The 26,316-nt window shown below is 70.9% G+C and carries 28 protein-coding genes; 8 read left to right on the top strand and 20 right to left on the bottom strand.

What is annotated here, in order from left to right; genetic code table 11:
* Positions 1–78: 78 nt before the first annotated feature.
* Complete coding sequence (locus ACIBHX_RS46800; protein ID WP_397074796.1) at positions 79–1,563, bottom strand: hypothetical protein; 1,485 nt, start codon at positions 1,561–1,563, stop codon at positions 79–81.
* 50 nt (positions 1,564–1,613) lie between these two features.
* Entirely contained in the window at positions 1,614–3,308 is a 1,695-nt protein-coding gene (locus ACIBHX_RS46795) for a hypothetical protein (RefSeq protein ID WP_397074794.1), read from the bottom strand.
* 30 nt (positions 3,309–3,338) lie between these two features.
* On the opposite strand from ACIBHX_RS46795, the gene ACIBHX_RS46790 reads away from it, so the two are divergent.
* A complete protein-coding gene (locus ACIBHX_RS46790) occupies positions 3,339–3,569 on the top strand; it encodes a hypothetical protein (RefSeq protein ID WP_397074792.1) in 231 nt (76 codons plus the stop codon).
* 15 nt (positions 3,570–3,584) lie between these two features.
* Here ACIBHX_RS46790 and ACIBHX_RS46785 read toward each other — a convergent pair whose 3' ends face one another.
* The 14 genes from ACIBHX_RS46785 to ACIBHX_RS46720 all read right to left on the bottom strand — a co-directional run bounded on the left by ACIBHX_RS46785 (position 3,585) and on the right by ACIBHX_RS46720 (position 15,734).
* Positions 3,585–4,268, bottom strand: a complete 684-nt coding sequence (locus ACIBHX_RS46785; RefSeq protein WP_397074790.1) for a class I SAM-dependent methyltransferase — start codon at positions 4,266–4,268, stop codon at positions 3,585–3,587.
* Positions 4,258–5,109, bottom strand: coding sequence for an MFS transporter (locus tag ACIBHX_RS46780; RefSeq protein ID WP_397074788.1), 852 nt, complete (start codon positions 5,107–5,109; stop codon positions 4,258–4,260). Before ACIBHX_RS46780 ends, ACIBHX_RS46785 begins: the two co-directional genes overlap by 11 nt.
* Positions 5,106–5,621, bottom strand: coding sequence for a DMT family transporter (locus ACIBHX_RS46775; RefSeq protein WP_397074786.1), 516 nt, complete (start codon positions 5,619–5,621; stop codon positions 5,106–5,108). The genes ACIBHX_RS46780 and ACIBHX_RS46775 overlap by 4 nt, the downstream gene beginning before the upstream one ends.
* Positions 5,622–5,626: 5 nt before the next feature.
* Entirely contained in the window at positions 5,627–6,697 is a 1,071-nt protein-coding gene (locus ACIBHX_RS46770) for a hypothetical protein (protein WP_397074784.1), read from the bottom strand.
* Between the two features lie 98 nt (positions 6,698–6,795).
* Positions 6,796–7,038: a hypothetical protein gene (locus tag ACIBHX_RS46765; protein ID WP_397074782.1), complete on the bottom strand. Its 243-nt coding sequence runs from the start codon at positions 7,036–7,038 to the stop codon at positions 6,796–6,798.
* Between the two features lie 24 nt (positions 7,039–7,062).
* A complete protein-coding gene (locus ACIBHX_RS46760; RefSeq protein ID WP_397074780.1) occupies positions 7,063–8,676 on the bottom strand; it encodes an MFS transporter in 1,614 nt (537 codons plus the stop codon).
* A 78-nt stretch (positions 8,677–8,754) separates the two neighbouring features.
* A complete protein-coding gene (locus ACIBHX_RS46755; RefSeq protein WP_397074778.1) occupies positions 8,755–9,423 on the bottom strand; it encodes an isochorismatase family protein in 669 nt (222 codons plus the stop codon).
* A 29-nt stretch (positions 9,424–9,452) separates the two neighbouring features.
* The gene (locus ACIBHX_RS46750) at positions 9,453–10,679 is read right to left on the bottom strand and encodes an isochorismate synthase MenF (RefSeq protein WP_397074776.1); all 1,227 of its coding nucleotides are present in this window, start codon (positions 10,677–10,679) and stop codon (positions 9,453–9,455) included.
* Between the two features lie 39 nt (positions 10,680–10,718).
* Positions 10,719–11,501, bottom strand: a complete 783-nt coding sequence (locus ACIBHX_RS46745) for an SDR family NAD(P)-dependent oxidoreductase (RefSeq protein WP_397074774.1) — start codon at positions 11,499–11,501, stop codon at positions 10,719–10,721.
* Complete coding sequence (locus tag ACIBHX_RS46740) at positions 11,498–12,130, bottom strand: hypothetical protein (protein ID WP_397074772.1); 633 nt, start codon at positions 12,128–12,130, stop codon at positions 11,498–11,500. Before ACIBHX_RS46740 ends, ACIBHX_RS46745 begins: the two co-directional genes overlap by 4 nt.
* Positions 12,120–13,202 carry a DMT family transporter gene (locus ACIBHX_RS46735; protein ID WP_397074770.1) on the bottom strand — a complete coding sequence of 361 codons (1,083 nt, stop codon included), beginning with the start codon at positions 13,200–13,202 and terminating at the stop codon, positions 12,120–12,122. Before ACIBHX_RS46735 ends, ACIBHX_RS46740 begins: the two co-directional genes overlap by 11 nt.
* On the bottom strand, positions 13,199–14,383 hold the full coding sequence (locus tag ACIBHX_RS46730) for a hypothetical protein (protein WP_397074768.1): 1,185 nt from the start codon (positions 14,381–14,383) through the stop codon (positions 13,199–13,201). The genes ACIBHX_RS46735 and ACIBHX_RS46730 overlap by 4 nt, the downstream gene beginning before the upstream one ends.
* 104 nt (positions 14,384–14,487) lie before the next feature.
* Positions 14,488–14,694 carry a hypothetical protein gene (locus ACIBHX_RS46725; protein WP_397074766.1) on the bottom strand — a complete coding sequence of 69 codons (207 nt, stop codon included), beginning with the start codon at positions 14,692–14,694 and terminating at the stop codon, positions 14,488–14,490.
* Between the two features lie 2 nt (positions 14,695–14,696).
* Positions 14,697–15,734: an MBL fold metallo-hydrolase gene (locus ACIBHX_RS46720; protein ID WP_397074765.1), complete on the bottom strand. Its 1,038-nt coding sequence runs from the start codon at positions 15,732–15,734 to the stop codon at positions 14,697–14,699.
* Between the two features lie 323 nt (positions 15,735–16,057).
* Between ACIBHX_RS46720 and ACIBHX_RS46715 the strand changes: the two genes are divergently transcribed.
* From ACIBHX_RS46715 to ACIBHX_RS46700, 4 genes are all read left to right on the top strand, one after another.
* Complete coding sequence (locus tag ACIBHX_RS46715; RefSeq protein ID WP_397074763.1) at positions 16,058–16,993, top strand: helix-turn-helix domain-containing protein; 936 nt, start codon at positions 16,058–16,060, stop codon at positions 16,991–16,993.
* Positions 16,994–17,423: 430 nt separating this feature from the next.
* A complete protein-coding gene (locus ACIBHX_RS46710; protein ID WP_397074761.1) occupies positions 17,424–17,753 on the top strand; it encodes a hypothetical protein in 330 nt (109 codons plus the stop codon).
* Between the two features lie 13 nt (positions 17,754–17,766).
* Positions 17,767–18,393, top strand: coding sequence for a hypothetical protein (locus ACIBHX_RS46705; RefSeq protein ID WP_397074759.1), 627 nt, complete (start codon positions 17,767–17,769; stop codon positions 18,391–18,393).
* A gap of 5 nt (positions 18,394–18,398) precedes the next feature.
* Positions 18,399–19,661, top strand: coding sequence for a hypothetical protein (locus ACIBHX_RS46700; RefSeq protein WP_397074757.1), 1,263 nt, complete (start codon positions 18,399–18,401; stop codon positions 19,659–19,661).
* 24 nt (positions 19,662–19,685) lie between these two features.
* Here ACIBHX_RS46700 and ACIBHX_RS46695 read toward each other — a convergent pair whose 3' ends face one another.
* Both ACIBHX_RS46695 and ACIBHX_RS46690 read right to left on the bottom strand, forming a co-directional pair.
* Positions 19,686–20,789 carry a cytochrome P450 gene (locus tag ACIBHX_RS46695; RefSeq protein ID WP_397074756.1) on the bottom strand — a complete coding sequence of 368 codons (1,104 nt, stop codon included), beginning with the start codon at positions 20,787–20,789 and terminating at the stop codon, positions 19,686–19,688.
* 148 nt (positions 20,790–20,937) lie between these two features.
* Positions 20,938–21,591 carry a hypothetical protein gene (locus tag ACIBHX_RS46690; RefSeq protein WP_397074754.1) on the bottom strand — a complete coding sequence of 218 codons (654 nt, stop codon included), beginning with the start codon at positions 21,589–21,591 and terminating at the stop codon, positions 20,938–20,940.
* Positions 21,592–21,991: 400 nt separating this feature from the next.
* Here ACIBHX_RS46690 and ACIBHX_RS46685 point away from each other — a divergent pair, with 400 nt between their 5' ends.
* The 3 genes from ACIBHX_RS46685 to ACIBHX_RS46675 are packed head-to-tail and all read left to right on the top strand — an operon-like array spanning position 21,992 to position 24,429.
* The gene (locus tag ACIBHX_RS46685) at positions 21,992–22,765 is read left to right on the top strand and encodes an SDR family NAD(P)-dependent oxidoreductase (protein ID WP_397074752.1); all 774 of its coding nucleotides are present in this window, start codon (positions 21,992–21,994) and stop codon (positions 22,763–22,765) included.
* 48 nt (positions 22,766–22,813) lie between these two features.
* Complete coding sequence (locus ACIBHX_RS46680; protein ID WP_397074750.1) at positions 22,814–23,608, top strand: hypothetical protein; 795 nt, start codon at positions 22,814–22,816, stop codon at positions 23,606–23,608.
* Between the two features lie 17 nt (positions 23,609–23,625).
* Entirely contained in the window at positions 23,626–24,429 is an 804-nt protein-coding gene (locus tag ACIBHX_RS46675; protein ID WP_397074749.1) for an SAM-dependent methyltransferase, read from the top strand.
* 629 nt (positions 24,430–25,058) lie between these two features.
* On the opposite strand, the gene ACIBHX_RS46670 is transcribed toward ACIBHX_RS46675, so the two are convergent.
* Both ACIBHX_RS46670 and ACIBHX_RS46665 read right to left on the bottom strand, forming a co-directional pair.
* The gene (locus tag ACIBHX_RS46670; RefSeq protein ID WP_397074747.1) at positions 25,059–25,577 is read right to left on the bottom strand and encodes a hypothetical protein; all 519 of its coding nucleotides are present in this window, start codon (positions 25,575–25,577) and stop codon (positions 25,059–25,061) included.
* 5 nt (positions 25,578–25,582) lie between these two features.
* Positions 25,583–26,293 carry a ParA family protein gene (locus ACIBHX_RS46665; protein ID WP_397074745.1) on the bottom strand — a complete coding sequence of 237 codons (711 nt, stop codon included), beginning with the start codon at positions 26,291–26,293 and terminating at the stop codon, positions 25,583–25,585.
* Positions 26,294–26,316: the final 23 nt, after the last annotated feature.

Genomic DNA, 26,316 nt, shown 5'->3' with positions numbered 1-26,316 from the left:
TCTCGGCAAAAGGGGGCGAGTGGTGCCGTGGCCGTACCCGCGCCCGTGGGGCGCCGCGCCTGGGTACGGCCGCGGCGGTCAGGTGAGGATGAACACCTCGCTGGCGACCTTGCCGAGCTCGGCGAGGTCGGCGGCGAGGCTGCGCTCGGTGGAGACGGGGTCGACGACGACGGCCAGGCGGTCGCGCAGGCCCTTGCTGCCCAGCGCTGTCCACAGCGGGTTGGGGGCCAGCCCGGCGTTCAGCAACCGATAGACGCCATCGCCCAGGGCGCTCTTGTGTCCCCACAGGGTGATGGTGGGCACCTGGTAGCGGTTGAGCAGGTCGATGACGCGCGTGTTGACCTGCGCGGTGGCGTTGGCCTGGTCCCAGGTAGAGGCCTCACCCTTGTGGGCCAGGCCGTACTGGCGGGAGGTGACCTGCCGCTGGCTGGACCAGCGCAGGGCGCGGATGGCCTGCCACTGGGAGCGGGTGGCCGCCGCTGGGGTGATCTTGAACTGTGTGTAGGACGGGCCCCAGAGCCCGTCGGCGATCTCGACGCGGTCCACCGGGGCGGCCGCGAGGTAGTCGCCGATCGCCTGTTTGGCGGCCAACGGGGCGCGGGACTGCATGGCCTGCACGCAGGACGTGTTGGCGCCGCAGCCGAGCTCGGGCACCGCGACGCCGATGGCCAGGCGTTTGCCGGGCAGCGCCGTGCGCAGCGCGCTGCTGGCCGCCCGCACGAACTGGCGGACCTGCTCCTGGTCGCGCCAGCCGTTCTGGCCGGCGACGTAGCCGAGGTTGTCGGCGAACTTGACCCCGACGACGTCGGGCTGCTGGGCGGTGGCGATCAGCGCCTGCAGCCCGACCTGGAAGGCGGCGTCGCCGCGTTGGTAGTCGCCGCTCAGGTCATGCTCGACCCAGATGCGGACAGGCGGCTGCACGGCGCGGGCGGCCTGGAGGGCGGCTAGCGTGCTCGAGCTCGCCGCGGCGGTGGGTGACGGGCCGGCACTGGCGGCTGGAGCCGTGGGTGGGGCGCTGGCCGCGGGCGGCGCAGAGGCACCGGGGCTGGGGTTGGGATTGGTGAGGGCTGGCACCGTGCTGAAGGACTGTGCCGGGGCGGGCGGTGGGCTGGTGGCGGCGTTGTCGGGTTGCATCGTGGCCACGTGGACCGAGCCGGGGTCGCCGTCGCACGCGTAGAAGGGCCGGATGCCAGGGTTGAGGCACGCGCTCTGGGGCGGCCTGACCGCCGCGCCGGCGCTGTTTTGGCAGCGGTACTTACGGGTCGACGGGTCGATCATGCAGTCGATCTGCCGCTTGCAGCCCTTGCCGAGCTTGTACCGCTCCTCCACGAACATGCCAAGCTCCTCGCACCAGCGCACCGGCGCGAGCGAGGGGCGGCTGGGGAGCTTGCCGGTGGGCGCAGGCGGTGCCTGGTCGGCGGCAGGAGGGCCGGGCGGGACCATGTCGTCGGCGAAGGCCAGGAAGCCGCCGCTGACCAGGACGGCGACGATCGCCATGACGACGCTGAGTTTCTGGCCGCGTGAGAGATCGAGGTGGACAATCCGCTTGAAGATCGTTTTCACATGTGCCTCATTTCGGCAGATAGGCGGGTGCGAACACATCCGGGTGGCGGTCAGCAGGTGCCGGTGCCGGAGTTGTTGATGGACGAGCCGTCATAGACCCGGTAACCGCCGGTGGCCGGGTCGACGGCCTTATAGCTGACCGTGAGCGTGAGCGTCCCCGAACCGCTGGTGGTCCCTTGCGTGGTCTTGCCGTCACCGGTCGCGGTGCCCGCCCAGCTGACCGTCACCGTCCCCTGCTGGACGACGTAATGGCAGTCGGGCGCGGGAGCCTTGGCCGACACCGAGACGCTCGTGCCTGACACCGAGATCCCGTCGGCGCCGGAGGCGGAGGTCACCTGGCAGCTGGCGCCCGGGCAGTCCAGCGAGAACGAGCCCGAGCGGCTGGAGCCGAGATCCAGGCGGGAAGGCGACAGGCTCGCCTCGGGCGTGGCCGGCTTGGGCAGCGCCTTGGGGGCGGGCTTGGCGCTCGGGCCGCTGGTCGGCCTGCGGGAGGGCTGGGGTGGATCGTCGAGGCTGCCCTGGCGCACCGGCTGCACGGGGCTGACGGTCGGCCTGCTCGTGGGTGCCGCGCTTGGGTGCGTGCGGTGCCCGGAGGGGGGCGAGCTCGGGCTCGCCTTACCGGACGCGTGCGGCGGCGTCGGCGGCGTCGTCGTCACCGGGCTGCTGGGGGGATCGTCCAGGCCGTTGGGCGCGGTCGTGGTGAGCAGGGTGATGGTCGCCGGCGGTGCCGGGTCCAGGCCCTGCTGGGGTGCCGCGAGCGAGGCGACCCGGGTCGGGGCGGGCTGTTGCATGTTGGTCCAGACCGCGCCGGCGAGCAGGACCGCGGCCACCGCCGCCACGGCGGTGGCCGCCACCTTCAGCGGCTTGCCCAGCAGGTGCAGCGGTTTGGTGAACAGGCTGGCGATGCTGGCTTCCGGATCGGATTCATCCGGCCGGACCGCCCACAGGTCTTCCTCCACGCGCTGGCTGCGTTCCTCCCAGTCGCGGAAGCGGCCGGTGCGGGTGCGGGCCTGCACCGGGAATCCGTTGTCGTGCCACAGCTGGTCGTCCTCGCCCAGCGGCTCCACCTGGCCGACTTGGTCGGCCAGCGTGCCGGGTTCGGCCGCGATCGGCAGCTGGCGCAGCAGATCGGCGGCCTGCAGCTCGCGCGGTACGGCGCGGCAGGTGACGCACTCAGGGATGTGGCGGCTGAGCTGGGTGCGGCTGAGCCGGGTGGGCGCCGCCCGCCACTCGGTGAGCAGGTCGGCCAGGTAGTCGCACCCGGATTCGGCCTGGGCGGCGGTGACGGCGCAGAACCAGAGCGTCACCTGGTCGGCGGCCGCCGTCACCATGTGCTCGATCGCCGCGGCGTTGCGGTCGACGATGAGGGCGATCTGGTCCGGGCTGAGGTTGTGGCGGGCGGCCAGGTCCAGAGCTTCGCGCTCGTCCGGGTCGAGCGCGGCCAGCACCAGGTCCAGCAGTTGCGGCCCGCCTGTGGGGTGCCAGCCACCGCTCGTGCCGGGGTCCTGGTCGGCCAGCTGGCCGCGGTGTGCCCGCACGAGCGCATACAGCCAGACCCTTACCTGGGTCTCGTCGGTCAGGCGCGCGGAGTGGACGTGCACCGACAGCAGCGCGCCGGCGACGGCGCGCTCGGCCTGCGGCCCGCTCAGCTCGGTGCGGGCGTAGTCGTACAGAGGTGCACCGTGCTGCGCGCGGAGCTGGTCGAGGACCTGGCGCACGTCATCTTGTAAGGGCGATTCCCACATGGGGCCTCCGTGTGGTGACAGGATGATCCGATGGATCGAGATCCGGACGGGGCGGGCTATCGGGCCCGGCACGGGCGGCGTGCCGAGCCGGGCACGGACCAGCCGCCGAGGCTGCGGCCGGCCGACGTCGCGGCGGAGCCTGCGGTGGTGGCGCGGTTGCGCGGGCAGGCGGTGGCGCTGCGGCACCTGGCCGTGAGCGTCCGGCAGGTGGCCGGTCCGCTGGGCGAGTTGCTCGAGGCGCGCCCCGATCGCCGTGGGTGAGCTTCGGCCGGGGTGTCATGTCGGCAGCGGGCGGCGGCAGGTGTAGACGAGCGCGGGCGGCAGGTTGCGCCACACCAGCCGGGATCGGGTGACCTGGCCGAACCCGGCGGCCAGGCGGGCGCGCATGGCCCGGGCGCTCGGCCAGGGCAGCGCGGTCAGCGTGGTGATGACCGACAGCGTGCCGTCGACGGCCAGCAGCTGCCGGATCTGGCGCAGGATCTGGTCCTGGACATCGCCGGGCAGCAGCGTCCAGGGCAGCGCGCTGACGACCGCGTCGACCTGGTCGACGTCGCGGGCGGCCAGCAGGCTGACCAGGTCGGCCGCGTCGCCGGCGATGACGTCCAGCCACGGCCGGTTGCTGCGCTGCAGGTGGCCGACCAGGGTGGGGTTGAGCTCGACGGCCAGGTGCCGGGCGCGCAGGCCGTCGAGGCGGTGGTGGATGGCATCCGACACGACCCCGGTGCCGGGCCCGAGCTCGGCCACGGTCACGCCGTGGCGGGAGGGGACCGCGGCCGCCGCCAGGCGGGCCAGCCGCCGGGAGCTGGGCCAGATCGCGCCGACCTGCAGCGGAGCGCCCAGCACGGCGCTGACGAAGGTCGAGGTGTCGCCGCGCGGCTGCCGCACCGGGCCGGGGGTGAGCACGGGGGCGCCGGCGGTGAGTGTCGGCGGGTCGGGCAGCGGCACGATGTCACTGCTCATGACCGTCACTGCTCATGATCGTTTCCTTTGGGGGCAGGGCCGCACCGGGGGTGCGGCCGTTGAGCGAGCGCAGCGCGACGCCGGAATCGCCGGCGTAGGGCTGACGGCGGTGGGGTTGCCGCGCCCGGTCGCGGCCAGAGGCGGGCGCGGGTGCGGGGCCGGTCAGGGTGGTGATGGCCTGCTCGGTGCTGTCGGCGGCCGCGTCCAGGCCGTCGGCCAGCTGCTGCAACTGCCGGTAGATGGCCAGCGCGAGCGGTCGCGGCAGCCGTACCTCCTCGGCGCCGCTAGGGGCGGGGTGGCCGAGCAGGGCGAGCGCCAGCGGCATGCTGCAGGCGGCCAAGATGAGACCGGGCGCCAGCAGCAGCCGCCAGCCCAGCGTGGGCGCGAGGGCGGCGGCCAGGGTGTGGGCGAGCAGGGAGCCGGCCAGCGCGCCGCTGGAGGCGGCCAGCAGGGCGCCGCCGTGGCGGGGCGCGTGGCGCAGCAGCACCCCCAGCCCGAAGGTGGTCATGACGGCGCAGCCGATGCCCTGGACGGCGCGAGCGGCCAGCAGCAGCGGCCACGACCCGGTGAGCATCGTGGCAGCGGCGGCCGCGGCGAACAGCAACTGACCGCAGGCCAGCAGGAGCGGCCAGCGCGCCAGCCGGGCCAGGCGCCGGGCTAGCAGGAGCGCCGACGCCCAGCCGGTGATGTAGGCCAGGCACGCCCACGACGTGAACGTGATCACGCCGCCGGGGTGCTGCATGGTCAGGGCGGGCAGGGCCGAGGTGGTCCCGATCAGGTCGGCCAGGACCGCGGCCTGGCTGGCCAGGCTCACGCTGAGCGCCAGCCCGCGGCCGCTCATGCCGCTCGCCGCGCCCTTGCCGCCGTCGGGGCCGCCGTCGGGTCGCCGGGGAGCAGATGGCTGGCGCGCCTCAGGCTGCCGATCGCGGTGTCGAGGTCGGCCAGGGCCTCGGCCAGCCGCAGGTGCGCCAGGACGACCACGGCGGGCGGCGTGTACGGCCGGGCCGGCAGTTCGGCTGTCGCGGTGGTGGCGGGGGCGAGGTTGAGCATCACGACACCGGCCACGATCAGCACCAGGGCGCCGATCTTGACAGGGTTCAGGCTTTCGCCGAACCAGCTGGCGCCGATCAGGGCGATGGCGGCGGTGCCCACGCCGGACCACAGCGCATAGGCGATCGAGGCCTGCATGCCCAGGCGTAGTGCCAGATTCATCAGCAGGTAGGACACGACCACGGCGGCCAGGGCGGCCAGCGTCCAGGCCGGGTGCGAGGTGCTCGCCGAGGCAGCTTTGAGTGCGGTGGTGGCGCCGACCTCGACGGTGATCGCGGCCAGCATCAGTAGCCATGCACTCATCGCCATCACTCTCCCCAGAGGGCCTCGGCGAGCACGTTTTGGAGGCGGCGCAGCCATTGCTCGCATTGCTCGGCGTCGCCGCCGGTGACGATCGCCTCGGCCCCTTGGCGGTGCGCGGGGTCGGCCGCCGACGGCGGGATCAGTTCGTGCAGCCAGGACATGCCGAGCATGCGGTCGACGATCTGCCCGACCGCGGGCGTGGGCGGCGGGGATGGCAGCCAGGCGCGGCGCGCCACGGCGCACTCGGTGTAGGGCAGATCCCGGGCATCGGGCAGGCCGCAGGCGATCGTGGCCAGCTCACGGACCAGGTTGATGCCGGTGGCCAGGCCCACGGTGCGGCCCAGGTCACGGCCCAGCCCCGGGGTGAGGCCGGTGATGACGTAGCGGCGGCCGTCGTGGCGCAGGTGCAGCCGGGTCAGGCCGTTCTGGACGCCCAGCACCTGCAGGGCGTGGGTGATGAGCTGGTGCAGGCGAGCGTCCTTCAGCGCCTCGTCGTCGACGTCGACGACCTCGTCCAGTACGGCACGGCCGGGCTGGAGGGTGCGGGTGAGCGCGGCCACGAAGGGGTGGTAGCGGGAGATCAGGCAGTCGGCGATCAGTTCGGCCGGCAGGCTTGGCGCGATCGGCAGGCCCGCCGCGGCGAGCGCGCCGAGCGCGCGTGCCGGGAAGGCGGCCAGCTCAGCGGCCGCCCCGCCGTACCCGGGCAGGCCCAGCTCGTGGGCAACGCGGGCGCTGAGCGCGGTCATGGACGGGTCCAGGGCGATGACCGCGCAGATCGGGCGCGGGTCCTCACGGACCCGCAGCATGGCCTCCATCGCGCGCAGGGTCATCTGGGCGGGCCGGATGTGCTCGCTGATGTAGTTCTCCAGGCCCGGGGAGATCGGTGCGGGATCGGCCAGCGCCAGGCGCCATGTCCGGGTCAGCTCAGCCAGAGCCGTCCGGACGTAGGCCGGGTGCTGGCCGCCCGTCCCCACCAGGAGGAGCACACCGCCGGCCGCAGGGGCGCGGCGGCCGCGTCGCCCCCACGCGGCCGGCGATGTGTGGAGACGTCCGGAGCCGCCATGTGCCTCACTCATGTGCCGCTCCTCCGCCGGACGCCTCGACAAGCCGCCTCAATGTGGAAATTCACACTTGTTGAACGAGCATAGATAGTGCTCAACCGTATCTAAGATTGTCAACTGTCACTTGTCATCCGTTGTGTGGGGTAGCGCATCAGTCCGGTCACGGTGCGCTGGATCGCCTGTAGCCGCTGGTCGGTGTCCTGCAGGCTGGCAAGCGCGCGGGCGGCGCTGGCGCGGATGTCGGCCAGGCGGACGGTGTCAGCGGTGAGCGCGGGCAGGCGGTCGGTGGCGGCCTGGGGATCATCCAGCGGCCAGGACGCGCCGCGCCGTACATCGTGGGCGGTGCCGTGGCGCATAGGGGTCTCCTTTCAGCTGCAGCGTCAGGGTGCGGGTGGCCATGCCGTCGGCGCCGGTCGGGGCGTGGCAGGGTGAGTGAGCTGGCGCAGGGCGATCTGGTCGACGTGCTGCCACAGCCGTTGCTGGACGGCGATGAGCGTGCGCAGCTCGCCGACCTCGGCCAGGACTGCGGCCAGGGCGAGCTCGTGCACCTCGTAGGCGGCGTAGGTGGCCTGGATGAGGGCGAGTCCGGCGATCAGCGCGGCCAGCAGCAGGCCGCCGGCCAGCACGGTGGCGTAGCCCGGCTGGGGCGGGCCGAGAACGGGCCGGTCCAGGGCGAGCGCGGAGGCGGCGATGCCGAGGCTGCCGCCCATCATGCGGGCGGTGCTCAGCGCGCCGATCACGGTGCCGTGCCGGTGGGCGGGCGCGGCCAGGCTGCCGTGGGCGATGCCTGCCGTGGCCAGCGCGCCCAGGCCGATCCCGATCAGCGCGAGGGCGATCGCGCTGGCCGGGTGCGGCGCCACTTGGGCGAGGCCGATCAGGCACCCGATCGCCAGCACCATTGCGGCCGCGTAGGTCACGCCGTTGACGCCCAGCAGCCGCAGCAGCGGCCCGGCCGCTCGGCTGGCCACCAGCATCCCCAGCGAGGCGATCAGCAGCCAGTGCAGCGGCATGCCGATCTCGCCCAGCAGGCGCGGGAGCATGGCCAGCAGGCCGAAGGTGGCCGTGCCGTGCACGAGCGTGACGCTCCAACCGGCGGCGAAACCGGGCAGCCGCCACAGGCTCAGGTCCAGGGCGGGATCGGGGTGGTGGCGGGCGTGGGCGACGGCTGCCGCGAGCAGGGCAAGCGCGGCCCCGGCGCAGCCGAGCGTGAGCGGGGAGGCCCATCCCCACACCGGGGCGCGCAACACCGCGAGCACGAGCGTGGCTAGCCCGCCCGCCAGCAGCACGGTGCCGAGCAGATCGAGCCGGGCGCGCCGCTGCGCTGGGCGGCTGGCGGGTAGCAGCGGGCTGGCGGCCAGCAGGCCTAGGGCGAGGGCGGCCAGCGCGCCGAACAGAGCGCGCCAGCCCGCGACGGCCAGCAGGTGCTCGCCGCCGGCGTGCAGGGCGACGGCGCCGAGACTGGCGGCGGCGTGCCACAAGGCCACCGCGGCGGCGCGTCGCTCAGCCTTCCGGCTGGCCAGCAGCAGGGCCAGTGCCGCGGGGAAGACGGCGGCCGCGCCGATGCCCTGCAGGATCCGCCCGGCCAGCAGCAGCGGCCAGGCGGTTGCCAGCGTCGAGGCGATGGCGCCTGCCGCGTAGGTGCTCAGGCCCGCGATCAGTAGGCGGCGGTGCCCGACGCGATCGGCCAGGCGCCCGGCCAGCGGCAGCAGCGCTGCCAGCGGGACGAGCCCGGCCGCGGGCAGCCACGCCAACGTCGTGGCGCTGGCCCCGCTGGCGATCCGGTCGGCGGCCAGGGCGGGCATGGCCATGGTGGCGGCGATGATGTCGGCCATCACCAGCAGCGCCACCAGCCCGCAGATCAGCGCCAGCCCGCGGCCAGAGCTCCCGCTGGTACGGCGGCGCCGCCGATGCCGGTTCGACCGCGCGGAACTCGTCGCCGACGGCGTCGCAGCAGCGGCGGATGGTGTCGTGGCGGGCGACGTGGTGGAGGACATGGGCACTTCCCTTGACACACAGGTCGGGCCGGGCGCGCCATCGGCCCGCCCGGCCCGGAAGAAGGAGGACATCCAGGGTCAAGCAGGAACCGATGCGCTGCTGGGCGCCGGGGCCGATCGTCCGCTCAGCTGAGAGATCGCCTGCTGGGTGGTCAGCACGCGGCCGCACCGCTGGGCGATGTAGGTCATCGCCTGCACGTGGTGGCCGAGGGAGAAGTCGGCGCACCCATCGACCACCACGAACGGCTCGATGTCGCGCATGAACGCGTCTGCGGCCGTGGCCTGGATCCCGATGTGGGCGTAGACGCCGACGATGATCAGCTGGTCGCGGCCCTCCTGGGCGAGCCGCTCGGCCAGGTCCGTGCGGACGAAAGCGCTGTAGCGCCACTTGGTCATCTGCTGGCCGGGTGGGACCGGGTCCAGCGCGTCGATCAGCGCGGCGCCGGACTCGTTGGTGATGCCCGGCCCCCACAGGTCATACAGCAGACCTCGCTGGGCGGGCGTCTGGCTGTGGGGCTGCCTTGAGTAGACGACTGGGACGCCGCGCGCCTCGCACATCGCGCGCAACGACAACACGTTGGCGGTCAGCGGGGCGCGTGGGCTGTCATCGACGTCGAAGGGCCGCATGAAGTGCTCTTGCAGGTCGTGCACCAGCAGGGCGGCCCGGCTGGGGTCCAGCCGCCAGGAGGTTTCACTCAGCGGCGCCTTGGGGGGCAGGGGGTAGGACACGTGCGTGGGGATGCCCACGGTGGAACTCCCTTCAGAAGGGGTGGGTTTCAGACGACCGGCACGGCCGGGTCGGGGTAGGTGGTGGCGCGCAGCGGCCCGAGCAGGGTCGCGAACTTGGCGTCGGTCTCGGCCAGCTCGGCGGCGGGGTCGGAGTCGGCGACGATGCCCGCCCCGGCCCACACCCGCAGGGTGGTACCGCCGTCCAGGACAGCGCAGCGCAAGGTGAGCGCCCACTCCCCGTCGCCGCCGGGCGCCTGCCAGCCGACCAGGCCCGCATACCAGCCGCGCCCGAACGGCTCCAGCTCGGCGATCAGGTCCCGCGCGCGATCGGTCGGAGTGCCGCACACGGCGGGTGTGGGGTGCAGCGCGGCCGCCAGGTGCAGGGAGGAGACGCCGGCGGCCAGGCGGCCGCGGATGCTGGTGCCCAGATGCCACAGCGTGGGCGTGCGCACCAGGTCGGGGGTGTCGGGGACGTCCAGCTCGGCGCAGTACGGTGCGAGCGCCGCGGCGACAGCGTCCACCACCAGGCGGTGCTCGGCCAGATCCTTGCGCGAGCGGCGCAGCCCGTCGGCGCGCTTCTGGTCGGCGGACGCGTCCCCGATGACGCGCGGCACCGATCCGGCCAGCGGCTGAGCGGTGACCTCGTCGCCGTGCCGGGCCATCACCAGCTCCGGGCTGGCCCCGACCAGCAGCCGGTCGGTGGCCAGCGGCACGCAGTAGGTGTGCCGGCCGCGGCCGATGGTGTGGGCCAGCAGTTCGTGCACGCCCACCGGCCAGGGCGCGCGAAGCGTCATCGAGCGGGCCAGCACCACCTTGTCCAGATCCCCGGCGCGGATGAGGTCACGAGCTCGGCGGACCATCTTCTGGTAGTGCTCTGGGCTCGGATCGGCGGTGATGCTGTCCCAGCGGTGGCCGCACCGGTAGCAGCCCATCGGCTCCAGCAGCGGCCCCTGCCAGCGGGGCTGCTCGCACGCCAGCAGCGCGCTGGAGCCGCTGTCGTAGCTGATCGCCCCGGCCACCAGCACCTGGCCGTCGGCTTGGGCGGCCGCGACCTGCTCGGGCAGGTCGGCCAGCCGTGCCGAGGCCAGCCGGTGGCCGGTGGCCAGCAGGGTGTAGGTGTCGCCGCTGAACAACACCGTGGAGGTCGCGTCGAAGCCGGCCAGCAGCTGCGGGTACTGCTCGCGCGCGGCCTGCGCCCCGGCCAGGAACCGGGCAGAGGGGTGCGCCGCCGCGGCGCCCGTCTCGAGGGCGGCGTCGGGGAGGGTGAGGGCCATGATCGGCTCCTTCGGATTCGGGCAGAGGGTGCAGAGGGGCTAGGCGGACAGGCTGGCGCCGCCGTCGATCGTCAGCGTGACCTGGGCGATCTGCGGACAGCGGGCCACGAACAGCACGGCCTGGGCGATCTCGTCCGGGCGGGTGATGCGGCCGGTCGGGATGCCGAGCCGGTAGCGGTCGGGGTCGCCGGCGACCGGGTCGCCGCCGAGGGCGGCCAGCATCGGGGTGTCCGTGCTGCCGGGGGCGATCACGTTGCAGCGGATGCCGTACGGGGCCAGCTCCAGCCCGGCCGACAGCGTCAGCTGCATCGCGGCGGCCTTGGACGCGGCGTAGCCGGCCATGCCCGCGCGCGGCACCCGGGCCGCGTTGGAGGCGATCGTGATGATCGCGCCGCCGCCCCGCGCCATCATGGCGGGCGCCACGGCCTTGATCACGTTGAAGACGCCATACGCGTTGACCTCCTGCATCTGCCACCAGTCATCGGCGGTGGTGTCGGCCAGGGCGCCCGGGTGCAGCACGCCGGCCGCCGACACCACCAGGCCGATCGGGCCGACCTCCCGCTCGATCGCCGCCACCGCGGCCGCCATGCCCGCCACGTCGATGACGTCGACCGGATACGGCTGGGCTCCCGGGATCTGCCCGGCCACCGCGCGCAGCGCATCCTCACGCACGTCTAAAACGCACGTTTTCGCACCGGCGTCGGCCAGGGCGGCGGCCACCGCGGCACCGATCCCGCCGGCCGCGCCGGTGACCATCGCCACCCGTCCGGCCAGGCCGTCATCGGCCGCCACCGCGTCGGCTGTGGCGGCGGTCGCGCTCATCGGGCTCCTCCCGAGCGGTGCGCGGGGCTGGCCAGGGGAGCCAGCCAGTCGGCCAGTGTCGTCATGTACGCCAGCGCGGCGGTACCCGCCTGCGCTCGACTCTGCTTGGGCAGCGCCTCCAACTGCTGCGCCATCTGCTGCCAGGTCAGCAGGCCCCGATCGCGCAGAAATCGCGTCGGCAGCGCCGCGTGCGGGCTGGCCCAAGGCACCAGGTGGGCGATACCCAGCGCGGCCCCAGCCAGGGTGACAACGAGCCCGACAGCCTGGCCACGCGTCTGCGGCGGCGCGAGCCGGCAGCGCGGCAGCTGCTCACGTGCGGCCGACGGGACGTCGAGCTCGTCCAGGTCGGCCTCCAGCGCGTCGATCCGAGCCAGCGCCCGCGGCGGCAGCGGCTGCTCGAGCAGGCGCGTGGTCTGCTGCAGACAGACGGTCGCGGGGGCATGCCAGCCGTACAGCCGGACCAGGACCTCTGTGTACAGGTCCTGGTCCAGGCCTTCGGCCAGGGCCCGCAGGTGCCGGTTGATCAGCACGTGGGGTGGGCGAACCAGCCGGGTGATGGCAGCCAGGGCGCCGCGGCGCTGCAGGCCGTGATCATCGGCGTGTGGATGAGGCGAATCTTTAGTGATCATCGCTGTGGTCCTTCCGAGCGGACAAGACGAATGGGAGCGGGGCGCGGTCGGCCCAGCCGCGCGTGCGGCGCTGGAGGCGAATCAGCGCCGGCCCGGCCTGGTACAGGACGATCCCGGCGAAGGTGATCGCGCCCCCGGCGATGGCGGCCAGGGTCAGCGTGTTGCCCAGCCAGAGCACGCCGATGACGGCGCCGCCGACCGGGATCAGGTTGAGCACGATCCCGGCCTCGGTGATCGAGATCGACCGGACGGCGATGTTGTACAGGAGCGTGGCCGTGCCCAGCAGCAGACCGCCCAGCACGGTCAGCGCCGCCGCCCCCGGGTCCAGTTGGCCGAGGGCGGCGATCGTGGCCTGCTCGCGCAGCGGCGCGATCACGGCGACGGCGAGCAGGAGCCAGAGCAGGCCGAAGGTGTATTGCCAGGCCGTGAAGGTGGTCATGAGGGTGTTGGTGGTGCGGCTCATCCAGGCGACGGCCGTGCAGTAGAGCGCCGAGGCGGTGGTGGAGGCCAGCGACAGGGCCACACCGGCCGACAGCGCCAGGCTGACGGGCATCCCGGCCAGCAGCCACAGCCCCGGCAGGCACACCAGCAGCCCGGCCCAGCTCGCGACGGCGGGCCGCTCGTGCAAGATGAGCACGCCCAGCACCGCCACCAGTACGCACTCGGAGGTGGCCAGCAAGGAGCCCTCGGCTGCCTGCACCGAGGTCAGCGCGACCGCCCAGAGCGTCGTGTTGCCCGCCGGGTCCAGCGCGCTGATCAGCACAACGCGGCGCAGATGCGGCACGCGGCGGTGGCCGCGCAGCGCGACGACCAGCCACATCACGATGGCGGCCACCGCCACCTGCCCCACCAGCAGCAGCGGCATCGGCGTGTGCCGAGTCAGGGCCGCCGACGTGATCGGCGTGTACAGCGCCCAGCACCCGGCCGCCAGGCACAACAGCGCCACCGCGCGAGGCCGCCGCCCCCGGAGCGCCGGGGGCCGGGCCCGCCCGGGGGCGGGCGCCGCCGCGAACGCGGCGGGCCAGTGGTGCGCCGGAACCGGGCAGGCCAGCTGAGCGGGCCGGCTGCTCACGCTGCCCCCTCGACAACGTGAGCAGCCGGCGCGCCGTACTGGGCGAGCGCGAGCTCGGCCAGGTCCAGGATTCGGCCGTCGGTGGTGCGGGCTCGTCGGCCCGGATCGTCCCAGAACTTGTCGGTGACCAGCCCGTCGCTGGTGCGGACCCACATGCCGCTCGTCGGGTAGAGGCCTGCCATGCGGCCCGTCAATGCCGGATACAGGGCGCGGGCCTGCTGGCGAGCCTCGCGCAGGACCTGCTGCTCGCGAGGATCCTCCACCGCCAGCAGCAGCCCGTCATGCTGGGCGGCGGCGCGCAGGTAGGGCGCCGACCAGGCCAGCTGCGCCAGCTGACGTCCCGACCGAGGCGGCCGGTGCGCGATCAGCCGTCCCAGCACCTCGTCCTCGGCAGCCGTCGCCACGATCGTTTCCCAGCGCGGCAGGCCGCCTCGGGCGAGGGCCTGGTGAATCAGCTCGCCGACGCGCTCCAGTCGTTCCGCATCCGCGTGCGAGGGCCGGTCCAGCATGCCGCGGGCCAGGGCCTGTAGCCGCATGTGGGAGGCGTCGACACGCGCACAGCCGAGACGCACCAGCTCGATGTCGGCCAGGCCACGCCAGGCCACATCCAGCAGGGGCAGGTAGTAGGTGACGCGGGGAATCACCCACATGATCGGCGCGTCGGCGGGTGCGGCGCGCAGCAGCAGCGCCAGCCGGGCACAGCTGTCGTACTCGGCGAGCGTCAGCCCCTCATCGTCGGTCAATCCGGTGACCGGGTCGGTGACGGTGTAGGCCTTGCTGCCCGGGACACGGCCCGTGGCGGTGATCAGCTGAGTGGCGCGGGCGGAACCCAGGCACACCCCGGAGATCAGCGCGGCCGGAGCGGGCCGCGGCAGCGGATCCGGCAGGCTGCTGCACGCTGCATAGATCGTCTGCCCGTCGATGGCCAGGCCCGCCTGGCAGTGCAGCTGGTCGGGTGTGGGGTTGTAGGCCAGCATCTGCCCTGTCGGGTGGACGCCGGCTAGCATCGCGGCGATCTGCCGCGCCCGTTGCTGGGTACGCTCCCGTGCGTCCTGCCATGCCGCAGGGACGGGCGAGGTGGCCTCCAGATGGAGCCAGGCCCCTGCCGGAGCCAACTCGCGCGCCGCGTCCTCTACGGGCTGTGGGTGCACAACGGGTACCTCGGCCGTGGGCTGTTCCACCACGTGCACCTGCGCTCCGACTGTCCCGGTGCGCGCCAGAGCGATGTCCCCTGGACCCGCCAAGCGCGATGTGACGACGGCGTGTGCCTGCACGGTGGGGGCGCTCATCGGCATGCCACGGTGTTCAGCGCGGTGTCGATGTCGGCAAGGCTCCGCGGCGTGATCGCTCCCGCGCGACACCGCTGCTCGGACAGCCACGGCCCATGTCCGAGGCTGGCGTCGACCTGCCGTAACCCCGACCAGCGCGACAGCATCCGGGTCTGTGGTCCGGGTGTGGTGTGGATGTCGCCGAGGCAAAGGTGAGCGGTCATCATCAATCCAAGATCGTTTCTGTGATGGGGGCAGCCGCTGGTCGCCGCGATCCCGGCTTGAGCCCGGCGTGGTCACGGGCGGGCAGGAGGCGGCTCTCGCCGATGCCGAGCGTCCAGAGCCGCTCGGCCGCCAGGCCGTGCCGCTGCCACCAGTGGCGGGTCAGCCGGGGCGGTTCCGTGATCGGCTCGCGAGACAGGACGAAGGTGCCCCAGTGCACGGGCAGCATCCGCGCCGCGCCGAGCTGGAGGCAGGCCTGGACCGCCTGACGCGGGTCCATGTGCGCCGAGGCCTGAAACCAGCGCGGGGCGTAGGCGCCGACCGAAAGAAGAGCCAGATCGATACCGGGGAAGCAGGCACCGATCTGGAGAAAATGGGAGCCGCGGGCGCTATCGCCGCCGTGGTAGACCCGGCGGCCGGACGGATCCGTGATCATCCAGGACGCCCACAGACTCCGGTACAGCCCCCACGGGGTGCGGCCGGACCAGTGCGCCGCGGGCAGGCAGGTCAGGGTGAGCTCGCCGGCGCGAGTGTGCTGCCACCAGTCCAGCTCCACCACTCGCACGGGCAGGCGGCGCAGCCAGCGGCGGCCCAGCCCACGCGGCACCATCACCTTCAGACGGGGGTTGCGCGCAGCCAGCAGGGTGAGGGTGGGCTTGTCGAAGTGGTCGACATGGTCGTGCGTCAGCAGCACGACGTCGACGAGCGGCAGGTCCTCGATGGCCAGGCCGGGCGGGGTGAGTCGCCGCAGGGGACGGATCAGGCCAGGGATCGACTCCGACAGGACCGGGTCGACCAGGACCGTCCGGCTGCCGGCTTGCAGGAGGACCGAGGAGTGCCCCAGCCACGTGACCGCGCTCTGCCCCTCCCCCAGTGTGGGCAACGGGCCATGCTGGACGGGGATGTCGGCCGCGGGGCGGCGGTCGCGCTGCGTCCAACCGCCCTCGAGCCCGATGCGGATCAGATCCCACAGGTCGGGCAGCGGGTGTACCCGCCGCTGGTGGTAGCCGCTGGTGAGCCGGTACGGCGGCAGGCCGCTCATCGCGGCTCTGCCTGCCGTACCGGGCAGCGTGCGGCCCTGGGACGAGACGGGTGGGGCGGATCCCAGGGCCTGCCGCTCCGGTCACGGCCAGGGGCCGATCCACGCCCGGCTACGCGCATGACGCTGACCGCAATCGGCGCACGAGATGTCCGCGACCGGAGAGTCCTCCTCATCCCTTTACTCCCACCCGATGGCTAGTGACACTTGTCACGCAAGTGACGATAGTGCTGAACAAGGTGATTGTGTGTCAACTGCCACTTGTCGCTGGCGGGATTGGGGAACCGCGTACGCTGTGGGGCTATCTGAGCTGGAGGTGGCGGTCGGTGGCGAATCTGGGCGAGCGGTTGCACAACGCGGTGCAAGAGCGCGGCATCAGCTACCGGCAACTGGCCGCTGACCTCACCGACGCTGGTGGCCTGGACGTCACCAGCCAGTACCTGACGATGCTCAAGCGAGACCCCACCGCCAACCCGACGCTGAAGGTGTTGCGTGCTCTGGCCGACTACCTGGGCAAGAGCGTGGGGTGGCTCATCGGTGAAGATCCCGGCCCTCTCAGCGAGATCGCCGTGGCTGCCGCGGGACTCAGCGAGGAATCGCAGGCCGTGGTCATGCGCGTGATCGAGTTGGCGCGGCGAGCGGATGCGCTGGGGACGTTCATCAGCGAGCCCGACTCACCGGCATGGGTACGGCAGGCAGCGCTGCTGGGGCTCGAGCGGCAGGCCGAAGTGGTGTCCATGTACGGCGGGCATGTGCTGCCGGCGCCGCTGCAGACCGACGACTACGCTCGGGCGATCGCCGAACGCATGCTCAGACCTTCGCAAGCGCCGCTGACACCGGACGAAGTCGTTGGCGTCACCGCGATGCGCCGAGAAGGGGTGCTCGGCTCTGGGCGCCAGCTGTGGGTACTGGTGGATGAGAGCGTGCTACGCCGCATGGTGGGCGGTCCGCGCGTGCATCTCGCGCAGTTGGACAGGCTCATCGAGCAGGCCAAGGATCCGGCAGGCGTGACGGTGCAGATCTTGCCGCTGGCCGAGCCGGCCGCCGTCGTAGACGTCACCGCTTTCTCCATCCTGCGCTTCACGGAGCCGCATCGCAGTGACGTGCTGGTGACCGACGGCGATACGGTGGTCACCGATCTGCCCACTGTCGAGGGCTGGCGGCAGATGTTCGCCATGCTCTCCCACGCGGCGATGCAGCCTGACTCATCGATTGAGCTTCTGAATCGGGTCCGGCACGAATACGCCACCCACTTGGACTGACCTCGGAGGAAGAGCGGGTGTCCAGGCGAGGTCGTTACCGACCTATCACCGCCATGTCATCGCCATGAATGGCGAGAAGCGCTTCGGGGGTTGCGTCCTCAATCGTTACGGCTTTTCGTCGGCGAAAATGACGAGTAGTGTCGGCGGGTGATCGTTGATCCCGACGCCCGTGCCACCCGTGGCGGGCAGTGGAGGAGAAGCTCCGGTGTCAGCTCACAATGCTGGATGGTCCGTCCCCCTTGGGGAGCGCCTCCAGTGGCTGCTTACCCACATGCCGGACCCGGCGACCGGTGCGCCTTTCCCAACTCAGAATGCCCTCGCTCAGGCAAGCCACGTCAGTGACGCGACGCTTACCCGTCTACGCGGACAAGAGGCGAAGCGCAGGCGTACCGGAGAGGGGAAGCGTAAGCGCATGGGGGAGGCGAACCCTATGGTCGAGACGCTGCGGAAGATCACCATGGCCTACGGCCTTCCGGAGACGATCTTGACCTCTGGCGAGCAGGCTGTCGAGAACCTGTTCATCGAGGGGCGGAACGACCCGGCGAAAGCCGTGCGCATGCTGATCGGCGCCCGGGAGATGAAGAGGGCCGAAGCCGTGATGAAGCAGCCTGAGAATGATCGCATCAGGCTGCTTGCTGGTCGACTGGATGACGAAGCAGGGGGCGACGTCGAGATGGTCGAGATGGCGGTCGGCGTGGCGATCAGCGCGCTGAAAGCCTTCAAAGCCCAGCGGTCCAACCCCAGCGATGACGGAGCTTGACGGGAGACTTTCGGTGACGTCCCACCAGGCACTACGCGCCGAGCACGCCGACATTCTGCGCTTGGCGCGATCACCTTTCGACATTGACGACTTCTGCGCGAGGCTGAGCGAGTTCCGTGGTCAGCGCGTGATCGCGGTGCCCTTCCAACCCAGCGGGTCAAGGCGCAGCGGCCCCAGCGGGTCGGTGCGCGGCGGCGCCGTCACCGCTGCCGGCTGCAAGTCCGGGAGTGGTTTCTGGTTTCAAGGGCCGGACCCGCTCGACCCGGACAAGATCTGCGACATGCTCCTGTACGCCAAGGCTCCGTCGATCCCTCCGGACCTGCAGGTGACCTACTTCGCGCACGAGCTCGGCCACATGCTCGACCAACCCGTCGGTGGGGAAGCCCTCGACCGGGAGCAGCGGGAGGCGCTGGCGGAGATGATCGCTGATGTGGGCCCGCTGCTGGAGTTCGGGGGGATGGAGTCCGTCCACACGATCATGGGAGGGCGCACCTATTTCCGGGGCCCGCGTGAGGAAAGGGCGGAGATCTTCGCCTACATCTTCCGTGAGCAGCTTCGCCAGGGCCTGGCCGATGAGGACGGGAGCATGGCAGCTCGTATGGCCATTGGGTTGCGGAACCCCTTCGGCAGAAAGGACTGACCGACATGTCAGTGCCGCCGCTGGTGGTGGCCGGGCTGGTGCTGATAGGGGTAGTGGTCATCGCGCGGGTCACGGGCATCGCCCGCTCTCCGCACTACTTCTTGCTCTCGATAGCCCTGTTCGCCGGGAGCATTAGCGTCACCCTCGAAGAAACCCGGCTGTCGGCGACGCTCGCGAGCCTGTCCGGTAGCGCTCCGTTCGAGCTGTCCTTGCAGGCCGTCCTGGCCGTGTTCGCGATGACCAGCGTGATGTGCTGGGCCAATCTCTCCTGGCAGGGCCTGTCCTCATGGGCCAGCTTCCGACAATGGCGCTGGTTGATGCGGCTGCTGTATCCCTGGTTCGTCACCGTTCCGGTGTGTGTGGCTCTCGTGGTGATCGCGTTCGGCTCTGACTTGTCCCTGGCCCAGACCTACCGCGCGGTGGGCGAGTTTCGCGCCGACGACGCGCAGATGTTGTTCCTAGGCCTGTATGAGGGGCTGCTCACCGTCTACTTCGTGACGATCATCACGACGTTTGCCCTCCTGGGGCGGCGTTCGGCAAGGAAGTGGCTCAGCATCGGGTACTGGACCCTGGCGATCACCACCATCGTGTGCATGGCGCGTTCTGTGTACACGCTGGCCTACGTGGTCCCTCAGGTTGTCGGGATGGACGTTACCTGGCCCTGGTCGGAGACCTTCACCGTGTACGCCAACTTCCCCGGGTACGTCGTGGGATTCGTGGGGACGTTGCTTCCTGCACTGGATGATCTTGGCCCGCAGCGGGAGTTGCGCGTCGTCACTCCCCTGTGGCGGGATCTGAAGACCGCCAACGGGGAGCATCTGGTCCGGGTCGACGTGCCTGCCGACACCATCGGCAATGAAGTGATCGCCCGGGACACCGTGATTCTCGAGGGCCTGCGATGGCTCAAGGAGATCAGCACACCGAACGCCCTGGCGCTCATACGCGAGCAGCTGATCCAGGCGCACGTACCCGAAGAGCGCCTGGATGCGGCAACCTACGCAGCGTGGATCGGCAGCGTCCTGGCCCAGCATGACCCTAGCCAGTCGCACCCGATCACGCCGGACGACGCCTGGCCGCTCAACCCCGGAGAGGGGCAGCTGGCCTGGCGGCTGGACATGTGCCGCCTCTACAGCCGCGCCTTCGCCGCGCGACGCTGGCCGTGGCGTGGACGGGTGGCTCGCGCCATCCGCAACGCCAGCCAAGTACCTCTCCCCTCGCACCAGCCCGCGCAGCCTCGCCTGGATCGGGTGAGCCTGGAGGATGCCTGAACCAGCAGCGCTGAGGACCTGCTGTCAGGAGGCTTCCACAGGCAGTTCCTGAGGCCGGTGGTTGATATCCCCGCTCCAGACGACCTCTTCGGGCGCCACCGCCATGCGCAGACGGGGGAAATGCCGGGTCACGGCGCTGAAGGCCTCCTGCATCTCCACCCGCGCCAGATGAGCGCCCAGGCAGAAGTGCGGGCCAAACCCGAAGGCGACGTGCGGCGCGGTGCCTGGCCGGCGGAAGCGCTCGATGTCGAAGGTGTCGGGGTCGGGGAAGGCGTCTGGATCGTGGTTGGCGCCCATCAGGTTCGGCAGCACGACGGTCCCGGCCGCAAGCTGCCCGCCCGAAAGGGTGACGTCGCCGGTCAGGACGCGGAGCATCCCATACGCCCCCGGGCCGTCATAGCGCAGTACCTCCTCCACCGCAGGCTCGACCAGCGTTGGGTCCTCGACGAGGAGCCGGTAGGAGTCGGTGAGCAGCAGCCTGAACACCCCGCGGGTGATCATCGTGACCAGAGTCTCGTGGCCCGCGACAATCAGCGCGAAGATCATGGTGACGAGCTCATCCGATGTCAGACGGTCATCGGCATCCCGCGCCTGGATGAGCTGATCGATCAGATCATCACGAGGCTGAACACGGTGGTCGGCGACCAGTTGGGCGGTGTAGCTGGTGAAGTCCTGGACGGCCTGGAAGCGGGCATCAGCGCCGTCGGGGGACGCGGAGAACAAGGTGCTGATCCAGCTGACGAACTGATCCCGGTCGCGGGTGGGAACGCCGAGAACGTGACAGATGACCTGGGAGGATAACGGCCCAGCGAACTGCGAGGAGACGTCCCAGCGGCTCGGCAGGTTCGATGCGAGCTCGGTGGCGAGCCGGCCAGCCAAGGGGCGCCAACGCTCGGCCTGGCGAACGGAGAAGCCGCTCTGCGCGATGGAGCGCAGCCGGCGATGCTGATTCCCATCTGTGTTGATCACCACGTCGGGGATGGCGTCGATGCCGCCACCTTCCACCAGGGGCGGGTCGTCCTTGCCCAGCTTGCGGCTGGCGTGGGGGCAGACCAGCAGGGCCTGTACGTCAGCGTGCCGCGTCGGCATGGGCACCCTGTAGCCGCTGGGCAGGGTGACCTCGTCCATGGGAGCCTCCCGGAGCCTGCGCGGCAGGTCGGCGTTCGGCATGCCGAGAGGGGCGGGGCTGTAGTCCGGCCAAGCGCTGTTGATCGGGCTGGTCAATGCGGTGCCTCCTCGTTGGCGTGGGCCTGCTGCCATCGGCCGGGCCCGAGATTCAGGTGATAAGGGCGAAGAGGCCACCGCATGCCACAGCCCCTACGGCCAGGCCTGCCAGGACCTCGCTCAGGTCGTGCTCGCCGAGCACGATGCGGGAGATCGCTACCAACGCCGCCCCCGCCGCGATAGCGACTCCTGCGGCGAGGGGGAGCCGAAAGTCGATGATGAGCACCGCGGCGGCGCCCGAAGCTGTCGCCGAATGCGTGGAGATGTTCCAGCCCCGGGTGGTCAACGGTGCGAAGATCACCAGGATCGCCAGCAGGCCAACAGCCAGGCCAAGCACCGGGCGAGGCGCACCGCCCACCATCACCGCCACGAGCCCGATCAGCAAAGAGACCGCCGCTGCCAGCACCTGGCGACGGCCTTTCCCCCCACCAGGTTGCTGCTTTGCACGGGGCGCTTGCCACGCCGGCACCACTCCGTAGAAGAGGGCGACGATCGCTCCCCAGGCGGCTCCCGTCCAGCCTGCGGCATGCCAGCCGACGGCGACCGGCAGGGCTATGGCGACCCGCTCGGGCCTGATCTCCGAGGACTGCCGAGCGAGCCAAAGCACACCAGTGCGGGCGTGTGCCCACTGCACGGGACGGTCGATGGGCCCGTGAGAATCACTGACCGGCTTCGAGACAGACGAAGCGGAGTCGTCAGTTGGCACCGGAACGTCTCCTGCACTGCCCACCAGGTGCGAGGGCGTCGGGATCAACGATCACCTGCCGACAGTACCTGCGTTTTTCGGCGGCGAAAAGACGTTTCATGGATGCAAAATCGCTCTTGACAGCACCGATCAACAAGGCCAGGGTTTTTCACGTACGAAAAGCTGCACCCAGGGGTATTTCGTCGATGGAAAGAGCCTTCCTTCCCCAGAGGCGGGGTCGGGTCTTCTCCGGGACCCACCAGGTGGCCCATGCGTGGCGGGCTCAGTCCCCTCACGCGGACCGGTCGCGCTGGCGCTGCCGTCGATGCCTACCGGCACGGCGCCTCTGCCTTGGGGGTGCCGGCGTCTCCGCTGGCCGCCGAGTTACGCCGGCACCCCCGCTATCGGACAAGGATCGCGCATGAAGATGAAGCTGGATGGCAAATCCGCCATCGTCGCTGGTGCGAGCCGCGGCATCGGCCTAGCCATCGCCAGACTGCTCATCTCCGAGGGGGTCAAGGTCCTCGGGGCGGCCCGTGGCATTAGCGCACCCCTGGCCGAACTCAAGGACGCCGGAGCCATCCCTCTCGAGGTCGATCTGACCGCCCCGGACGGTCCCACCTACCTGATCGAGCAGGCCCGCCTGCGCCTGCCTGACATCGACTTCCTGGTCAACAACATCGGCGGCATCGAGGCCCATCATGGCGATCTTGTCTTTGGCACCATCGGCGACAAGGAGTGGCAGGTCGGCCTGGAACGCAACCTGATGTCCGCCATCACCCTCACCCGCCTGGCATTGCCCTGCCTGCTGGAGCGGCGGGGGGCCACCGTGCACATCTCCTCGGTCGGCGGACGCCAGGCCGGACTCGGCCCACTCCACTACACGGTGCCAAAGGCGGCCTTACGTGCCCTGTCCAAGGGGATCGCCGTTGAGTACGGGCATCTCGGGCTGCGGAGCAACCTGATCTCGCTGGGCCCGGTCGCCACCTCGCGATGGGAGTCGGCGGCCGCGGCCGCCGGCGTCAGCCTGGATGAGTTGATGCGCCGGATGCCCCGAGACCTACGCATGGTCACAGGCCACATGATCACTCCAGACGAGGTGGCAGGCCTGACGGCGTATCTGCTGTCCCCGTGGGCGGCAAGCATCACCGGCGCGGACTACACGATCGACGGCGGCATGATCACCACCATCTGAGCCACCTCTCGGTTCCCTTCTTCCGAGCAGAAGCGGAGCACCCCCGGCATGACCCGATCACAGCAACGTCTCCCGCAGCAGCGGCCTGGCCGCCTGATCGCCGCGCTCGAACTCCCCGGCGGATGGAGACTCGTCCCCGACTCGCGCACCCCGCCGATCCCTGAGGCCACACGCGAGGGCGCGCCGGCGCGCCCCGTAGCGCACGGCATCTACCACCGGGCCATGAACGGGCATGTCGAGGCCCAAGCCGCCCTGTACGGCGCGCAGCTCACCACCTGGCGCGAGCTGGTCCTCGACGCGATGCCCCTATGCTCGGCCTGGAACCGGATCTACACTCTGCGGCCGCCGCTGGACCACCTGCCCGTCCCGGCGACCAACTCAGCCGCAGGCGAGCAGGAACTGGTGCCTGCTCGCCTGTGGCCCCTCTACGCCGTCTGCGCGGGCCTGGCCGCGGTGGCCACCATTCGAGCCGAGCCAGACGACGTTCTCCGCATGTCCCAGGCCATCGGCACCAGTCCGCTCGTACTGTCCCAGCACAGCCGGCGAATCCCTGGGCTGCAGCCAGTCTGGGACATCGGCCGCCGAGAGCGCCTCTGCGATCTGTGGGACATCCCCAGCCTGATCGCCGGCTGGGCCCATGCGCCGCTTCCGCCTGCGGTACGGCGGGAACAGTGTGACGCGCTGGAACGTGCGGCCGAGCACCACATCGAGGACTACGTCCGGAACTCCTCGATGTGGCACAGCGCGTCCTTGTCAGTCGCCGGCCTGCTCTACGGCGACACACCAGGTCACCTAGCCTGGCGCACCCGCCGGCACCACCAGGCCCTCGCGGCCGCAAGCTGATCACGAACGGATCCCGCATGCTCCCCCTGCTCAGCGTCCACCCCACCGACTCTCCGGAGTCCCAGGCCCCCGGCGATACCCCGCCCCGCCTTTCGCGACTGCTGGACGCGGTCTCGGGCGGCAAGAACCACACCTTGGCGGACATGGCGCTGCTGCACCGCCTCGACTACTTCGCGCGCGGCAGTATCAGCCGGGCGCTCCGAGCGATCCCCGGTTGGCTAGCGGACATGGTCGGAAACGTCGTGCGCGAGGGCATCGACCAGCTCGTGGTGATCGGCAGCGGTGTCCCCGGCGGTCTGCCTCCCGGCGGCCAGCTGCACGATATCGCCCACCGCGTCGACCCGCGCGCTCACGTGATCTACGTAGAAGACGACCCCGTGATCTCCGCCTACGCCCCCGTCACCGTCGCTGCCGGCAACGACCGCGTGAGAACCATCCCCGGCCTCCTGGAAGCCCCACAGACCCTGCTGATCAATCTGCGCATGAACACGTTGATCGACTGGGACCGCCCTCTCGGACTGCTGGTGTGCTGGCCACCCGAGCTCAACGACCCCAGCCACTGCCGCTACATCCTGACCAGCCTGCGCCGGCGCCTGCCTTCGGGCAGTCGTCTCGCCATCGCACGCCTCGGCGTCGACGACGAGTTCTGCGCCCTGCCCTACAGCTCGGCAGGCCGATGGCTCGGCCCCCACCACCTCCCCGCCCGCCACGCCCTGGTCCAGGCCCTGCAGAACCTCGACCTGCTCGACGTGGAAGTGGTCCGGCTGATCCCGGCCCACCACCCTGTCACCCTGTACGGCTCTACTGCCATGGCTGGATGAGACCAGAGTTCCCTCACCACGGGAACGGTGCCCTCCCCCAGCGGATAGGACATGCCCGGGGGGCTTCGCCCGGCGCGGCCTCCACGATCTGACCGCTTTCGTCTACGACTGGAGGGGGGTGTCCCGCACTGATTGCCGATCCGATGCCGGTGGGCGGCGTCGGCCAGGTCGCGGAGCCCGGGGGGTGGTTAGGCGCGGACGAGGGTGAAGGCGCGACTACCTCGGAGCGCGTTCGGTGCTGAGGCGGAGTACGCCCGGTTGCATGCGCCTACCAGGCCAAAGCGGTGGTTACGCTCAAACGCTCAGGGTTGGCCGACAGGATGCCTGCCGCGGTATCTGACCGATGGCCACCGTGGCATGCTCAGTGATGGGTTACCACAGTCCCTCACCGAGCGATTACCAGATCGGCCAGTAAGCCAGTACGGAGATCGGGTACGCGAGCGCGTACGCGCGTACCCGCGCGCGAGTGTACTGTCCTAGCCCTCCAATATGTGGGATGGACACGCTGCAAATAGACCGGTTAGCGCATCTGCTGGGCAGTGGGTGAGGAGGCATGTAGGGGGAGTGGGGAAATGAGGAGGCCCCCGGCTCCTTTCGAAGCTGCGGGGGCCCTCGGTCGGCTTATCGCGTCACATGTAGCTGTCGGGCTCTTCCACGCCAGCGTCCATCAGCGCAACCAGCAGCATGGTGTCGGGGACGCCAGCCGTACGGGCCTGCGTGACTAGGGTCTCCCATCGCTGCTCGGTCTCCTGGAGAGCCTTCTCGTCGGCGGCGAGCTTGCCCGCCAGGGAACGCAGCCGCCACCGCCAGTCGTCCCTCTCGCTCTTAGGTAGTTCGGCGGACGCTGTCCGGCGGGACCGGCCTCGAGCCGTGCCGCGCGCTACGCGAGAACTGCCCGTTTTGCCCCGATTTTGCGGCCGGGACGTCTCTGGCCCGTCGTCCTCGAACGGCCACTCGCTGTCTGTGCGGCCCTCAGGCTCGCGCTCCCGGCCGTTCCCGCCCTTCTGTGTCCCCCTGTAGGCCTCACCCGTCTCAGGCGCCTCAGCGGGCCTTCTTGCGGTTTCCGAATCCGGAGTCTGGTCTTGCTCCGGGGTCTCCTCGTCTTCGTCTCCGAGGAGATCGGAGAAGCTCTTCTTCTCTCCGGCCATTGCGGTCACCTTCCAACCCTCTCTGTGATCGGCAGACGGCTCAGCTTGAGCTCAACTGCGCCGTGCACGCGGTGTAGTTCCTCCACCGCAGTCTTGGCGCTCCCCTCGCGCCACTCGGTGATGATGGTGTTGTTCTTCACGCAGTCGGAGTAGCACGTGTAGTTGCGCGTGAAGACGTTGAAGTACGGCAGACCGAGCTCCTTGAACGCGTCGCGCGCTTCCACGACGAGCTTCGGACCGCGCGTCGGATGCGAGTCCACCTTCGTCATCAGGATCGCGAACGGCACACCAACCTCGCGAGCGACGTCCGCAGTGCGGATGGTGGGCTTCAACGATCCCGTGTCGAGGTCGAACGGGATGATGACGAAGTCGCTGTTGCTGAGCACCGCTTGGACACGCCCCTCGTTCTCGAGGCTGCCCGGCGTATCGACGTACTTGCGGTCGTAGTTGCGGATGCGGTGCAGGTTCCTGAGCGCCTGGTGGTCGGACTCGGTGGTGAAGTCGCACGGCAATCCGTGCTTGCCCTTCTTCAGGAGCGCGGCCGCGTCGGTCGCTGACCTCTGCGGGTCGGCGTCGATGACGAGTGCCGTACCCCCGGCCGCGACGGTGACGATGCCAAGGTTAATGGTGGTGGTGGTCTTCCCCACGCCGCCCTTCTGGTTGACGACGGCGATGGTTTTGGGGTTGGGCGCGTGCTCCTGTATTGCTTCGGCCATAGCGGGTAGCCTTCCGATCGGAC

This window comes from Nonomuraea sp. NPDC050536 (assembly GCF_044457685.1).
In the GTDB taxonomy this organism is placed as follows: domain Bacteria; phylum Actinomycetota; class Actinomycetes; order Streptosporangiales; family Streptosporangiaceae; genus Nonomuraea.
The sequence above is the reverse complement of the archived record's forward strand: the minus strand, read 5'-3'. Positions and strand labels throughout refer to the sequence as shown.